The 15326-nt window shown below is 39.4% G+C and carries 13 protein-coding genes; 6 read left to right on the forward strand and 7 right to left on the reverse strand.

Annotated features, from left to right (window positions below):
• The first annotated feature begins 359 nt into the window (after nt 1-359).
• The 5 genes from topA (at nt 360) to WG906_RS00025 (ending at nt 7528) form a co-directional block, all read left to right on the forward strand.
• On the forward strand, nt 360-2912 hold the full coding sequence (gene topA, locus WG906_RS00005) for a type I DNA topoisomerase (RefSeq protein WP_339990459.1): 2553 nt from the start codon (nt 360-362) through the stop codon (nt 2910-2912).
• A gap of 40 nt (nt 2913-2952) precedes the next feature.
• Nucleotides 2953-3357: a hypothetical protein gene (locus WG906_RS00010; RefSeq protein ID WP_339990460.1), complete on the forward strand. Its 405-nt coding sequence runs from the start codon at nt 2953-2955 to the stop codon at nt 3355-3357.
• 44 nt (nt 3358-3401) lie between these two features.
• Complete coding sequence (locus WG906_RS00015; RefSeq protein WP_339990461.1) at nt 3402-4121, forward strand: 3'-5' exonuclease; 720 nt, start codon at nt 3402-3404, stop codon at nt 4119-4121.
• Between the two features lie 50 nt (nt 4122-4171).
• The gene (rnr, locus tag WG906_RS00020) at nt 4172-6328 is read left to right on the forward strand and encodes a ribonuclease R (protein WP_339990462.1); all 2157 of its coding nucleotides are present in this window, start codon (nt 4172-4174) and stop codon (nt 6326-6328) included.
• Nucleotides 6329-6553: 225 nt separating this feature from the next.
• Nucleotides 6554-7528: a polyprenyl synthetase family protein gene (locus WG906_RS00025; protein WP_339990463.1), complete on the forward strand. Its 975-nt coding sequence runs from the start codon at nt 6554-6556 to the stop codon at nt 7526-7528.
• 273 nt (nt 7529-7801) lie between these two features.
• Here WG906_RS00025 and rpmA read toward each other — a convergent pair whose 3' ends face one another.
• The 5 genes from rpmA to WG906_RS00050 form a co-directional block, all read right to left on the reverse strand.
• Nucleotides 7802-8212 (reverse strand): 50S ribosomal protein L27, encoded by a 411-nt coding sequence (gene rpmA, locus WG906_RS00030; protein WP_339990464.1) that lies wholly within the window; start codon nt 8210-8212, stop codon nt 7802-7804.
• 91 nt (nt 8213-8303) lie between these two features.
• Complete coding sequence (gene rplU / locus WG906_RS00035) at nt 8304-8615, reverse strand: 50S ribosomal protein L21 (protein WP_339990465.1); 312 nt, start codon at nt 8613-8615, stop codon at nt 8304-8306.
• A 6-nt stretch (nt 8616-8621) separates the two neighbouring features.
• Complete coding sequence (locus tag WG906_RS00040; protein ID WP_339990466.1) at nt 8622-8870, reverse strand: hypothetical protein; 249 nt, start codon at nt 8868-8870, stop codon at nt 8622-8624.
• A gap of 35 nt (nt 8871-8905) precedes the next feature.
• Entirely contained in the window at nt 8906-9403 is a 498-nt protein-coding gene (locus WG906_RS00045; RefSeq protein WP_339990467.1) for an FKBP-type peptidyl-prolyl cis-trans isomerase, read from the reverse strand.
• Between the two features lie 74 nt (nt 9404-9477).
• Entirely contained in the window at nt 9478-11493 is a 2016-nt protein-coding gene (locus tag WG906_RS00050) for a thioredoxin domain-containing protein (RefSeq protein ID WP_339990468.1), read from the reverse strand.
• Between the two features lie 165 nt (nt 11494-11658).
• Here WG906_RS00050 and WG906_RS00055 point away from each other — a divergent pair, with 165 nt between their 5' ends.
• The gene (locus WG906_RS00055; protein WP_339990469.1) at nt 11659-12756 is read left to right on the forward strand and encodes a mandelate racemase/muconate lactonizing enzyme family protein; all 1098 of its coding nucleotides are present in this window, start codon (nt 11659-11661) and stop codon (nt 12754-12756) included.
• Nucleotides 12757-12803: 47 nt separating this feature from the next.
• Here WG906_RS00055 and WG906_RS00060 read toward each other — a convergent pair whose 3' ends face one another.
• Nucleotides 12804-13730, reverse strand: a complete 927-nt coding sequence (locus WG906_RS00060) for a glycoside hydrolase family 25 protein (protein ID WP_339990470.1) — start codon at nt 13728-13730, stop codon at nt 12804-12806.
• Nucleotides 13731-13905: 175 nt separating this feature from the next.
• Nucleotides 13906-15276, reverse strand: coding sequence for a dipeptidase (locus tag WG906_RS00065; protein WP_339990471.1), 1371 nt, complete (start codon nt 15274-15276; stop codon nt 13906-13908).
• Nucleotides 15277-15326 lie beyond the last annotated feature (50 nt).

The following is a 15326-nucleotide window of genomic DNA, read 5'->3' on the forward strand; positions in this document are numbered from 1 at the left end:
GCTGCAGATTTGAAGGGTTGCTGGCGCTTCAATGGCGTTGTATTTGGCACCTTGTCAGAAAACAACCTTCCCCAAAGAGATACAACCTTAAAAATTAAAAGAAAGTAACCGAAGCCCGGGCGATGGCCCGAACAGAACGGCGGCTGAGCATATGGCCCCTCCAAACACAACACCAGGAATTTCTCATTTTCAAAACCCTTCGAATAAGTTCCTCGACTCCTGATTACCACATTAAGCCTATAAATCAATCCCTTAACAACAAAATTCCCTCACATAATTTGTCCTTTTCCTTTCATCTTAAGTGAAATCATTTTGCATTCCTTCTTTTAATGTCTTTATTTGCAAAAAAAGGTTCTTGAATGGCAAAAAATCTACTCATAGTTGAATCACCGGCAAAAGCAAAGACAATAGAAGGATATTTAGGCAAGGATTTCCTGGTAAAATCAAGCTATGGTCACATTCGTGATTTGGTAAAAACCGATGATGCAATTGATGTAAACAACAATTTCGACCAGAAGTATGAAGTTCCTGCCGATAAAAGAGCGGTAGTAAATGAACTGAAAAAACTTGCCAAAGAAGCCGAAATGGTCTGGTTAGCATCGGATGAGGACCGCGAGGGAGAAGCTATTTCATGGCACCTTTTTGAAACTTTGGGATTAAAAGAAGACAAAACAAAACGTATTGTATTTCATGAAATCACAAAACCTGCAATTTTAAAAGCAATAGATACTCCCCGAAAAATCGACTACAACCTGGTACACGCTCAACAAGCACGACGTGTTCTGGACCGCCTGGTAGGTTTTGAACTCTCTCCAGTTTTATGGAAAAAGGTTAAACCATCCCTGTCTGCAGGTCGTGTACAGTCTGTCGCGGTAAGATTAATAGTTGAACGTGAACGCGAGATCACGAATTTTAAAGGTGCTGCTGCCTATAAAATTATCGCCATTTTCTCTACAGGGAAAGCGAAAGAACTGTTCAGAGCAGAATTGCCTGAGCGCTATGACACTGAAGCCGAAGCAACAAAATTCTTAGAAGACTGTATTCCTGCCACTTATACCATATCAAGTTTAGAAACACGTCCTACTAAACGAAACCCCGCCCCTCCGTTCACAACGTCAACCTTACAACAGGAGGCAAGCAGAAAGTTAGGATTCTCGGTTTCAAGAACGATGACCGTAGCTCAGAAGCTTTACGAATCGGGAAAGATTACATATATGCGTACTGATTCGGTAAACTTATCAGAAACTGCTTTAAATGCCGCTGCAGCTGAAATAAATTCAGCTTATGGCACCAAATATCATCAGCAGAGAACATTTAAAACTAAATCTGCCGGAGCGCAGGAAGCTCACGAAGCCATACGTCCAACGTATTTCGAACAGCACACTATTAATGGAGATGCTTCAGAAACGCGACTGTATGAGTTAATCTGGAAACGTGCTATCGCTTCGCAAATGAGTGAAGCGCAGTTTGAGAAAACAACCGCGAAAATTGCCATTTCAACAAGAAAAGAAAATTTTGTGGCAAATGGTGAGGTGATGAAGTTTGATGGCTTCCTGAAGGTTTATATGGAGTCTACAGATGAAGAAACCGAGATCCACCTGGATGGCGAGGAAACTGACAATGCTATTCTGCCTCCTTTAAACAAGGGACAGCAATTACAGGCACAGGAAATTAAAGCTACAGAACGTTTCAGCAGGCCTCCTGCCAGGTATACTGAAGCCAGTCTGGTTAAAAAACTTGAAGAACTGGGAATTGGCCGTCCGTCTACTTATGCTCCAACAATTTCAACGATTCAAAATCGCGGGTATGTAGTTAAAGAAGACCGTGATGGAAAAACCAGGAATTTTTGCGTTTTCACACTCGCGGATGGCACCATAAAAAAAGAAACAAAATCTGAAATCACAGGAGCGGAAAAATCAAAGCTCTTCCCTACCGATATTGGTGCTGTTGTAAACGATTTCCTGGTACAACATTTTAAAGGCATCGTCGATTTCCACTTTACTGCTTCTGTAGAAAAGCAATTTGATGAAATTGCACAGGGCTTAAAAGAGTGGACCGAAATGATTAAATCGTTTTATAGTCCATTTCATCTGGAAGTGGAAAACACTCTTCAGCATGCTGACAGAGCCAGCGGAGAACGTTTATTGGGTATTGATCCTGCCAGCGGCAAAAACGTTTATACAAAAGTTGGGAAGTTTGGCCCGCTGGTGCAGATTGGTGAAATTGACAACGAAGAAAAACCAAGATACGCCAGCTTGCTTAAGTCTCAGTCTGTATCTTCTATTACCCTGGAAGAAGCCCTCGAATTATTTAAACTACCCTTAAAGCTGGCGGATTTTGAAGAAAAAGAGGTAATTATCGGCGTTGGCCGTTTCGGTCCCTATGTGAAATGGGGAGAAGCCTTTATTTCATTACCGAAGAATGAAGATCCTCTTTCTGTTACCCAGGAACGTGCAATTGAAATCATCAATGAAAAAATTGCAGTGGATGCTCCTGTGGCCGAATACCTGGGCCATCCTGTTACCAAGGGCAAAGGACGATTCGGACCCTTTATTAAATGGAAGGATCTGTTTATAAACATACCTGCGCGATTTAATTTTGATACCTTAAGTCAGCCCGAGATTGAGGAACTAATAGATAAAAAGCTCGAAAAAGAAGCCAACAGATTTATCCAAAGCTGGGAAACTGAAAAAATAGCGATTGAAAATGGCCGCTGGGGTCCCTTTATCCGTTTCGGAAAGCAAATGTTGAAACTCAGCAGAAATCCCGATACTAATCAGAAATATACTCCTGAGGAACTGGAGATATTATCGCTGGATGATGTAAAGAAACTAATTACCGAACAGATCCCTGACGCTTTTGAAACTAAAGCCAAAAACAAAAACAAAAAAGCTGCGGTTAAAAAGAAATAATCAGCTTTTTGAATTATAGGTTGGTAAACTATTTTAGTTTATGAAAAAAGATCTTCCTGAAAATATAGTTGAAGACATCGCCGTAGCTGTGGTACTTGACAATGCAACACCAGACAGTAAAGACTGGAACGTTTATCTTGTCAACCTCAAAGATGAGCCGATTGAAACAGTTTTAATCAGCTCTAAAGGTTATGGATTAAAAGACGGCGAAGAAGTTAAAACGTCTATCCTGCGTCATTCAATTGGTGATTTAGGCCCCAAGGATTTCGCAAAAATTGAGGCCATTGACGAGCAGGTATTCGGCTTGACCAACGAATACTGGCTTAGCTATTACATTGGTGGTCATATCTATGATAAAAAATTCATTTTCCTTCCGGAAAGTATTATTGAATCAAACTTTATCAGGATACCGGTTTTGAATAAGGTTGGTGTGATGATAGGATAAAAAAATTCCTTTTGCGAAATTTTATTAAATTCAAAAACTTATTTATGAATTTAATGCTGGAACACATAGACCTTACGCAATTACTGGTTCTCGATATCGAGACCGCCCCTCAATACCCAACCTTTGATGAAGTACCCGAAATATTCAAAGAACTTTGGGAGCAAAAAACCCTTTATCAGCGAAAAGAAGAAACCGCTTCTGAGTATTATCCGAGGGCAGGAATATGGGCTGAATTTGGCAAAATTATTTGTATTTCGGTTGGCATTTTCACAAAAGAAAATGGTATTTCCGGACTCAGAATTAAATCTTTTTTCGGCGATGATGAGTGTCATCTGCTTAGCGGATTCATCGCGCTTTTAAACAAGCAACCCAACACCTTAACTCTTTGTGCCCATAATGGAAAAGAATTCGACTTCCCGTATTTGTGCAGAAGAACCCTGGTAAATCAGCTTTGCATTCCCGAACAACTCCGCATCAGCGGCAAGAAACCATGGGAAATTCACCACCTTGACACAATGGACCTCTGGAAATTCGGCGATTATAAAAATTACACGTCTCTAAACCTGCTTGCCGCTATTTTTAATATACCCACACCAAAAGATGACATCAACGGAAGTGATGTTCACAGGGTCTATTGGAAAGACCACGACCTCAATCGTATAAAGACATATTGCGAAAAAGATGTGATCACAACAGCTCAGCTACTATTAAAATTCAAGGGTCTTCCAATAATTGATGATCAGCATATTTCAATGGTAGAATAAAGCAATTCTCGTAATATTCTGTTATACTTACAACCTACAAAAACTTATTGATGGCAAAAAAGAAATCCAACCATATAAAACTGGTCTTTACCCAGTTAATAAAAGACATCATTGAAAAAGGCGGAAATAAGCCTTTAAACTATAAGCAAATTTCTTCCAAACTTAATCTTCATGACGATGAGTCAAGACAAATAATTCTTGAAGTTTTAGAAGATGAAAGCTTTAAAGGAACATTCAAGGAAGTAGAAAAAGGCAAATATCAGCTCCGGGAACTTAAAACTTTTTTAACGGGTACAGTAGCTATAACAACAGATGGTTCGGGTTTTATCATCCCTGATGACGAGTTCGAAAAAGACATATATGTAGCGCCAAGAAAACTAAAAACCGCTTTGCATAACGATAAAGTAAAGGTTTACGTTTATGCAAAGTCCAACGGCAAACGGAAGGAAGGTGAAGTTGTAGAGATATTGGAGCGGGCCAAAATGGAGTTCACAGGAATTATAAAAGTGTCAGAACGCTTTGCATTTTTTATTCCTGATGATAAAAAAATGGTGCACGACATCTTTATTCCTTTACAGGATTTAAACGGCGCTCAACAAGGTGAAAAAGCTATTGCGAAAATCACCGACTGGCCCGAGGATGCAAAAAACCCAATCGGCATTATTACCCGGGTTTTAGGTAAACAAGGCGAGAATAACACAGAAATGAACGCCATACTTGCCGAGTATGGATTTCCTCTTCAATTCCCAGAAGAAGTTGAAAAAGAGGCAAATGAAATTTCGGAAGATATTAATGATGAGGAAATAAAGAAGAGAAGGGATTTCAGAAATATCCTCACATTTACTATAGATCCTTTTGACGCTAAAGATTTTGATGATGCTATTTCCTTTCAAACCTTAGAAAATGGCAACTTTGAAGTAGGCGTTCACATAGCCGATGTTTCCCATTATGTTTTGCCAGACTCAGCCCTTGATAAAGAAGCTTTTGAACGCGGAACATCTGTTTACCTGGTCGATCGGGTTATTCCGATGCTTCCTGAAAGATTATCTAACGGATTATGCTCGCTTCGTCCCAAAGAAGATAAACTTTGCTTTGCCGCTGTATTTGAACTTGACCACAACGCTCATGTAGTTAATCAATGGTTCGGAAAAACGGTAATACATTCAGACAGGCGCTTCTCTTACGAAGAAGCTCAGGAAATAATTGAAGGGAATTCTACTGAGCTTTACGAAGAAATAAAGACTCTTAATGGACTTGCTTATAAGCTTCGGGAAAGAAAGTTCAAAGAAGGCGCGATTAGCTTTGAAACCACTGAAGTAAAATTTCAGTTAGATGAAGACGGGAAACCAACGGGCGTGTATGTGAAAGAAAGAAAAGATGCCCACAAGCTGATCGAAGATTACATGCTTTTGGCTAACCGGAAAGTAGCCGAGTTTATCGCGACCAAAGGCAAGGGAAAGAATAAATTTACTTTTGTATATCGTGCCCACGACTCCCCAAAAGAAGAAGCATTGTTAAACTTCGCGAACTTTGCCATACGATTCGGGTATAAAATCAACACAAAAAACGATAAAGAGATTGCCCGTTCACTTAATCACTTAATGGATGATGTAGAAGGCAAAAAAGAACAGAACGTTTTAACTCAGCTGGCTATCCGTTCTATGGCAAAAGCCATCTATACTACTAAAAAGTCAAGTCACTACGGATTAGCATTCGACTTTTACACGCACTTCACCTCTCCTATTCGGCGGTACCCCGATGTAATGGTACATCGTTTACTGGAACATTATTTAGAAGGTGGTAAATCTGTAAGTGAAGAGGAATTTGAAAAAAAGTCTCTTCATACTTCTCAAATGGAGAAAAAAGCCGCAGATGCTGAGCGTGCTTCGATAAAATACAAACAGGCAGAGTATCTTGAAAATAATATAGGTGTCGAATTCGACGGACTTATCTCCGGAGTTACAGAATGGGGAATGTACGTTGAAATCATCGAGAATAAATGTGAAGGCATGATTCGCTTACGTGATATCTCTGATGATTTTTATGTTCTGGATGAAAAGAATTATTGTATCATCGGACAACGTAAAAAGAAGAAATACCAATTGGGTGACGAAGTAAAAATCCTGGTAAAGAAAGTAGATTTAGGTAAAAGACAAATTGATTTTACGTTGGTTATGAATGGCGCAAGCAAGGAGTGGGGATTTTAGAATATAAGATAGCCACAATGAACGATTTACAACTTGGAGAATTAGAATATTAAAATCGTGCTATTAAGTCTTTGGATCAGCGAATTAACCGCTGCCTCTTTCTTTAATCAGGTGTATAAAACGTTTTATAAATTAATTAGTCATTGGCAAGTTATGCAACTAACTTTGTGTCTATGCGCCTTAGTGGCAAATAAATTGTGCCTTTAAGGCGAAGCAAGTAACATCATGTACAACATTATCCAACTCCAGGATTTAGTCAATAAAGAAATAGCTGAAAAACAGTATTCAAATCAGCCTGCAGAATTATACGAGCCTATTCGGTATATAATGGCTTTGGGAGGAAAGCGGATGCGTCCCGCGCTGCTTCTCATGGCCTGCGACCTGTTTGAGGGCAGCATCATTAAAGCCTTAAAACCTGCGATAGGAATTGAAGTTTTCCACAACTTTACATTAATGCATGACGATATCATGGATAAAGCCCCCTTGCGTCGGGGCAGTGAAACCGTTCATGAAAAATGGAACGATAGTATTGCGATTCTGTCAGGGGATGTAATGCTGGTTGAAGCCTACCAATTAATGATGAAAGTGGATGATTCTATTCTTCGGGAAGTACTGAATATATTTTCTGAAACAGCGACAGGAGTTTGTGAAGGCCAACAAATTGACATGAACTTCGAATCCTTAGGAGAAGTAAGCATGAATGAATACCTGGAAATGATCCGGCTTAAAACAGCAGTCCTTCTTGCCGGGAGTTTAAAAATTGGCGCACTCATCGGCGAAGCCAAACCTGAAGAGGCAGATGCATTATACCACTTCGGCGAAAACCTTGGTCTGGCATTCCAGTTGCAGGATGACATCCTTGATGTTTACGGTGACCCTGAGAAGTTTGGTAAACAGGTAGGCGGCGACATTATTGCAAACAAAAAAACCTTTCTCTTAATTAAAGCGCTCGAATTAGCAGAGGACCTGGAAAAAGAAGAACTTAGTTTTTGGTTGAATGAAGAAAATCCGGAACCGGAAGTTAAAGTAAGCGCCGTAACAGAAATTTATAACAGACTGGGCGTACGGCAGCTTGCGGAGCATCAGATGAATACCTTTGCAGAAAAAGCATTATCGGCGCTTGAAAAAATTCCGGCCAACGGAGAAAAGAAGAAAGCATTGCGTGCATTTGCAGAGCAGTTACTGATAAGAGAGAATTAGGATCCGGCCATTCGCTGTGCCACTTCCCTTTTCATCTAAATGGCAAATCTAAATACAACAAAAAACCCTGCTAATATAATTAACAGGGTTTGAATTTTAAAAATCGAGGCAACCTCTTGATCTAAAAGTTCGCTTTGTCATTTCAAACGCAGTGAGAATTCTCTTGTTATAAGATTTGTCCTATCGTCTAAATTGCAAATCATCAAAACTAATAGTCAACAAAAAACCCTGCTAATATAAATTAACAGGGTTTTCTATGTTTTAAATTTATTCTTATTCAGCTGGTGCAGCTTCTGCTTCTGCAGTATCCGCTTCAGGTTTTGCTTTCTTAGGAGCAGCCTTTGCTTTTGGAGCAGCTTCAACCGGGGCAGCATCTTCTAAAACTGGAGCAGCTACAATTGGAGTTACCAATTCTGAAATATCTTCAAGATCCATTGGAAGAATAGAAACATAAGATTTATTATCAGCTTTCTTTCTGAAAACAACTGTTCCATGAGTTAAAGCAAATAAAGTATGGTCTTTCCCAATACCTACGTTTTTGTCAGGGTGATGTTTTGTTCCGCGCTGACGAACGATGATGTTACCAGCAATCGCTAACTGACCACCGAAAATTTTAATTCCCAGACGTTTGCTATGCGACTCTCTACCGTTTCTGGAACTACCGGCTCCTTTTTTGTGTGCCATTGTATTTTATATTTTAAATCGGGAAACCCAATTATGTTTAAACAATCTATTAAGCTTTGGTAAGCTTTTACCTTTTGCCTTTCAGCTTATCTTATAAAGAAATCCCAGTGATTTCGATTTTTGTGAATTGCTGACGGTGACCATTTCTCTTTTTGTAACCTTTTCTACGTTTCTTTTTGAAAACGATTACTTTATCACCTTTTAAATGAGACACGATTTTAGCAGAAACTTTAGCGCCTTTCAGTGCATCAGCACCTACTTTGAAATCACTACCATTAGCAGCTAACAATACATTGTCAAATTCAATACTAGCGCCCTCATCTCCTTGTAAACGGTGTACAAAAAGGTGCTGGTCTTTTGCAACTTTAAATTGCTGCCCGGCTATATTTACTATTGCGTACATTGTTATTTATTTTTTTAAATGAGGTGCAAATATAGGGATTATATTTTTTAAAGCAAATGCAAGATTTATTATTTTGAAAAGCTGCAATCTACCGGTTGGTGTGGTCTGGTCCTGCTTTTCGCTATAGTCCGGAAGTTTTTCCGGAGCTACGCTGCACTCAGGTTTAAACTGATTCTGCTTTCTTCGCAGGAGAGTAAAAGAAACGCAGACAGCGTTGGGAATACTGTCTGCGTTAAAAGTATAAGAGTTTGTCATTTCCTGCGTTGAAATGACTTTAAGCTTTTCTTATATTAATGACCAGAATGCCCGTCAGCACCATGTGCGTGACCATGAGCCAGTTCATCTTGTGTAGCTTCGCGTACACTTAATATCTGACCCTTAAAATGCAGATCCTGACCTGCCATAGGATGGTTTAAATCTACGGTAACGTTTTGATCTGTTACACCGACAACCTTAGCTCTGAACTGATTTCCCTGGTTATCCTGTAAAGGTAATACCGACCCAAGTTCTGGTTTATCCATACCTTCGAACATATCAGAACCAAGTTCAGCTACAGCGCTGGCATCTTTTTCGCCGTATGCATCCGCAGCAGGTAAATGGAAATCATAGTTTGCGCCCTGAGTAAGGCCGCTTAAGTTTTCTTCAAACTTCGGAAGCATCATTCCAACTCCGTATAGAAATACCAAAGGCTGCTCTTCAGTTGCCTTCTCTACAAATACTTCTTCGCCATTTTCTGTGGTGTACAAATCGTACGTAAGCGCCACAACGCTGTTTGGTTGAATGTTCATTACACTAAATTTTGTAAGGTATTTTTTATCCTTACGATTTATAAATAAAGCATTCCATGTTTTATGAAATACTCCTAATTAACGACTTGCTCTAAAGCTTCTTTAACATCTGTAACGGGCAACTGACAGGTTCTGTTTTTACAAACAAAAATTTTGGTTTCCCCTCCCCACTTATCCTGCAGCAAAGGTAATGTTCCTGAACTTCCACCCAAGAGAATTTTATTAGGAATGAAATTATTTTCAATTTCTCTTCTTTTTTGTTCTGCCTCCTCTCCCGTAATTGCGATTTCATTCAGGCCAAAAACTTCATTCATTAATAGAATAGCCCAGTTTGAGTAACCTGAAGGATAAGTCTTAATTTCCGGAAATATATTTTGAAGCATTTGCTTCGATTGCACCAAATACATCTCATCATCAAAAAAGTGACCTAGTTTTAGCAAAACATTCGCCATTACAGAGTTAGAAGCGGGTATTACATTATCCAGCAATTCAAACTTTCTTGCAATCAGTTCCTCAGCATGTTGCGAAGTATAGAACAGCATTCCTGTACCCGGATCATAGAAATTCTGAAGCGCGTACTCACATAGCTCACGGGCAGCAAGCAACCATTTTTCGTTGAATGTAGCCTCATATAAACTGATTAAGCCTTCAACCACCAATGCATAATCATCCAGAAACGCTACTCCCGGAAGCTCACTCTCCCTGTTTGATTTATAAATCCTGCTGAGACTTCCATTTTCCGCGACAAGATTTTTTAAAATAAATTCTGCATTTTCTATCGCCGTCGACAAAAATTCAGGTTCGTTAAATACCCGGTACGCATCAGCAAATCCTTTTAACATCATCCCATTCCAGGAAGCGAGAATTTTATTATCCAAACCCGGGCGGATACGTTTATCGCGATACGCAAACAGCTTCGCTTTTTGAAGATGTATCAAACTTCGGAATTCCAGTATTGAAACACCGGTATCTTTTGAAAATGCTTCGTCATCTTTTACCCGCCTCAATACATTGGTTGCTTCATCTTCCCAGTTTCCGCTTTCCGTAATATTGAAATACTTGCAGAATAAATCCGAATTACTACCCAGAACCTCCTCAATCTCTAGCTTTGTGAATGTATAAAACTTCCCTTCTACACCTTCACTGTCTGCATCCAAAGCCGAATAAAAACCTCCTTCCGGCGAAGTCATCTCACGCTTTACCCATGCCAGAGTTTCATATACCACGCTCTTATAAAGATCATCTGGTGAATACTGAAACGCCTCAGAATATAAGCTCACTAATTGTGCATTATCATAAAGCATTTTTTCGAAGTGAGGAACATGCCAGAACCCGTCCACAGAATATCGTGAAAAGCCACCTCCAATATGATCATAAATACCTCCCAACGCCATTTTCTCCAGGGTCAGTTTTGTTGCAACATGAGCCGCATCTTCTTTCAAATGATAGGCGTAACGCAAAATAAACTGCCAGTTATTGGGAAGTGGAAATTTCGGTGCACGGTTGTACCCGCCCTCGGCCATATCAAGAGTTTGCTTAAGCGGATTAAAAATATCTTCTATATCTTTTCTAGAGAAATCGATTTTTTCTTCAGATAAATTTAGTTTTTCGGACTGATGGATGCCTTTGGTTAGCTTTTCAGCATATTCTAATGCTTCATCAGGTTTTTCATCCCAGAGTTTGGCAAGGTTAAGAAGTAAGTTTTTCCAATTGTTCTTTCCGAAATAAGTACCTCCGTATATGGGCCGCTGATCAGGTAGGCAAATACAGTTTAAGGGCCAGCCACCCTGCCCCGTCATTAACTGAACTGCAGTCATATAAACCTGATCCACATCAGGACGCTCCTCTCGGTCTACTTTTATGCAAATAAAATACTGATTCATGATTTCGGCCACTTCTGCGTCTTCAAAGCTTTCATGCTCCATAACATGACACCAGTGACAGGCAGAATAACCTATACTTACCGCTATTAACTTATTCTCTTCTTTTGCTTTTCTCAATGCCTCAGCCCCCCATGGATACCAATCGACCGGGTTACCGGCATGTTGCAATAAATACGGAGAAGTTTCTTCTATTAGCCTGTTTGACATATCACAACAAAGTTAATGGTCTTAATATTATTTCTAACTCTTATCTTGTTTAAATTGTTGAGACATTAAACACAATTATATTCTGAGGAAACCTGCATAAGCTTACAGCCAAAAAAAAAGAGAAGCTCATGCAAGCTTCCCCGCCGTTAAGACCAATATATTGTAATGAAAATAACACATACCGATATCTACCGCTTCAGCATAAAAATGCGTCCGTTTTCAATCGCAACCGGAACAATGGATTTCGCTCAAAATGTTTTCATACGGGTCCATACAGACGCAGGCTTCTATGGAGTAGGTGAATGCTCTGCTTTCCCCATGATTGCGGGCGAAACTCAGGACACCTGCATGGCTATAGCGAAGAATTTCGGAGCACTCTGGAAAGGAAAGGATCCACTTGAAATTGAATCTCGCTTAAATGAATTAGACCAATTCATTGCCCATAACTCTACAATTAAAAGTGCATTTGATATGGCGCTTTATGATATCGCTTCTAAGTCACAAAACATTCCATTGTATCAGTTTCTTAAAGGAGAAAAAAGACCGGTTGAAACAGACATTACTATAGGTATAAATCCTGTTGAAGAAATGGTTTCTCAGGCGATTGATTTTAAAAACTCAGGAGCAAAAATATTAAAAGTAAAACTCGGAAAAAATGCGGAGGATGATATTTTAAGAGTCAGAAAAATTCGTGAGGCGGTTGGACCTCAGATACTTTTACGCATTGACGCAAACCAGGGATGGAGTTTTGAAGATGCTGCTAAAGCCCTTACAAATATGGCAGACTATACAGTTCAATTTTGCGAACAGCCAATGAGCGCATGTTATGATGATCTTTTACCTGCTTTAAAAGAAATTTCTCCTGTAAAAATAATGGCGGACGAAAGTTGTTTCAACCATCACGATGCCCGAAAACTGATCAATACAAAGTCTTGTGATTATATCAACATAAAATTTTCGAAAGCAGGCGGAATTGCAGAATCGTTAAAAATTTATAAAACAGCGCAGGAAGCTAACATTCCGTGTATGATTGGAGGTATGCTGGAAAGCAGGATCGCTCTGAGCGCAAAGTTGCATTTTGCCTACGCTTGTCCTGATATTCAATTTTACGATTTGGATACCTGCCTGCTTGGTCACCTTGAAGACCCCTGTGTTGGCGGGGTTAAATATAATGGCTACCTTTTAGATATTGATGAAACCGCGGGCATTGGATCAGATGCAAATCAGGAATTTTTAAAGAGGTGTGAAAAATTTACGGCTTAGTCAGAATCGTCTCCCAGATCAATTTCTCTTTGAAACTTCCTGTAATTTTATTTTACCAGCAAGGATTTAAACGCCGTACTATCCCCATTAAACACATTAAAATCAACAATATAACTTATACCATTCACCTTTGCCTTATCAGAATGCTGCCAAAAGTGCCATTTAGTTTTTTTATTAAGCATTAATTTTGGTTTATAATAGTGAGCTATCCATAAAGGGTAATCTTCAAAATGTCCCATAAGGTAATCTTTATAAAAGCTTAATCCTGTATAAATTATAGGCTTTACACCTGTTTTCTTTTCTATATGATCAACATACTCTTTTAGTTCCTCCCTCATTTTAGAAGGTGACGTGCCATTTAATTCCTCAATATCCACTACCGGAGGTAAATCTCCTTTCTCTACATCTACTGTTTGTAGAAAAAATTTGGCCTGCCATTTCCCCGACTTCTTTGGTCTGAAAAAATGATACGCACCACAGATAATTCCTGCCTTGGGTGCTTCACGCCAGTTTCGCTGAAAATACCGGTCAACCAGCATTACCCCTTCGGTAGCCTTTATAAATGCAAAACTCACTTTTACTTCGTCTTCATCCATCGCCTTAACTTTTTGCCAGTCTATTTTTCCCTGGTAATAAGATACGTCTATCCCATGAATAGTGTAATCCCTTGGAATACGAATATTATAACTTTCATAAGTTGGATAGCTGGGATCATCACCAATATTTTTAAGCCACCCCCATGTAGAAGATCCGGCTTCTAAAATGTATCCATAATAAAACGGCGATAATAAAATAAGCGCCAACCCGGCGAGAATAAATTTAACTTGTAGAGACAAGCCTTTTTTTGTTTTCTTCTTTACTGGTTTTCGTTTTCGTTTAACTGGCAATGCGATATTGATTAAAAAGACGATGCGTCGGACTAAAAATTCATACTGGTTATCATGGGTTCCAGAAACCTGGATACTTGAGCTCACTCATTAAGACTCCTCGCTCCCTCGAAATAAAAGGTTTATGAGGGGGAGTAAATCGTCATCACCAATTGAACTTTGTCTTCTTAGATGCCCTGTTATCTACTCAGATTTCAGCCTTGGTTTTACTGATACCTCTTCTCTAATAGTTCCCGATTAAAATGCAGGTGAATTACTAAATCTATTTACTTAGCTCTGCAAAATATTTATGAAATAAAGGAATTGTCTCTATGCCCTTTATATAATTGGCGATATCAAACTTTTCGTTAGGAGAATGGAGATTATCACTATCAAGTCCAAAACCCATTAATACTGTTTTAATTCCGAGTTCTTTTTCGAAAAGTGAAACAATTGGAATACTTCCACCGCCGCGGGTAGGAATAGGTTTTTTACCAAAAGATTCTTCTATGGCTTTTTCAGCGGCTTTAAATGCGATACTATCCGTAGGTGTCACAACCGGCTCTCCTCCATGATGAGGAGTAAATTTAACTTTAACATACCTGGGGGCAATTTTTTGAAAATGCTGTATAAACAATTGAGTGATTGTATCAGAATGCTGATTGGGAACCAGCCGCATAGAAATTTTAGCGCTTGCTTTTGATGGAAGCACAGTTTTCGCGCCTTCACCAATATATCCGCCCCAAATACCATTTACTTCTAAAGTAGGCCGTATACCTGTATGTTCCATTGTCGAATATCCCTGCTCACCCCAAAGTTCTTCGACACCAAGATCAGATTTATATTCCTCCTCGTTATAGGGAGCGGAGTTTAACAGCTTACGTTCATCTTCGCTTAAACTTTCAACATCATCATAAAAACCGGGAATAGTTATATGGTTGTTAGAATCGTGTAGGGAAGCGATCATTTGACAGAGAATGGTTGCAGGATTTGCGACCGCTCCTCCATAAACACCAGAATGTAAATCCCGGTTCGGACCTGTAACCTCAACTTCCAGATAAGATAAACCACGCAATCCTGTTTCCAGAGACGGGGCATCGAGACTTATCATAGCGGTATCAGATATTAGAACTACGTCGGCTTTAAGGCGTTCCTTATTTGATTTAACGAATTCTCCAAGGTTATCCGAACCAACCTCTTCCTCCCCTTCAATCATGAATTTAATGTTGCAGGGAAGCGAATCAGACTTCATCATCAGTTCAAATGCTTTGACATGCATATAAAACTGTCCTTTATCATCGCACGCGCCGCGTGCAAATATTTTACCATCCCGAATTACGGGCTCAAACGGAGGTGATTCCCATAATTCCAGCGGGTCCGGTGGCTGTACATCATAATGACCATAAACCAAAACCGTAGGTTTTGAGGGATCGATCATTTTCTCTCCATATACAATAGGATACCCTGCAGTTGGGCAAACTTCTACAGCTTCAGCACCAGCAGCCTTTAATTTTTCGGCTACGAAGTCTGCTGTTTTTAAAACATCATTTTTATATTTCGGATCTGCACTTACAGATGGAAAGCGCAGCAATTCAAAAAGTTCATCAAGGAAACGCTGCTTGTTTTCTTCAACATATTTTTTTATCTCTTGCATGTTTTCAGGTTTTCACAAATATAACCCTGATATGAAAACTTTGATTGCAA

This window comes from Pedobacter superstes, assembly GCF_037622515.1.
In the GTDB taxonomy this organism is placed as follows: Bacteria; Bacteroidota; Bacteroidia; order Sphingobacteriales; family Sphingobacteriaceae; genus Paradesertivirga; species Paradesertivirga superstes.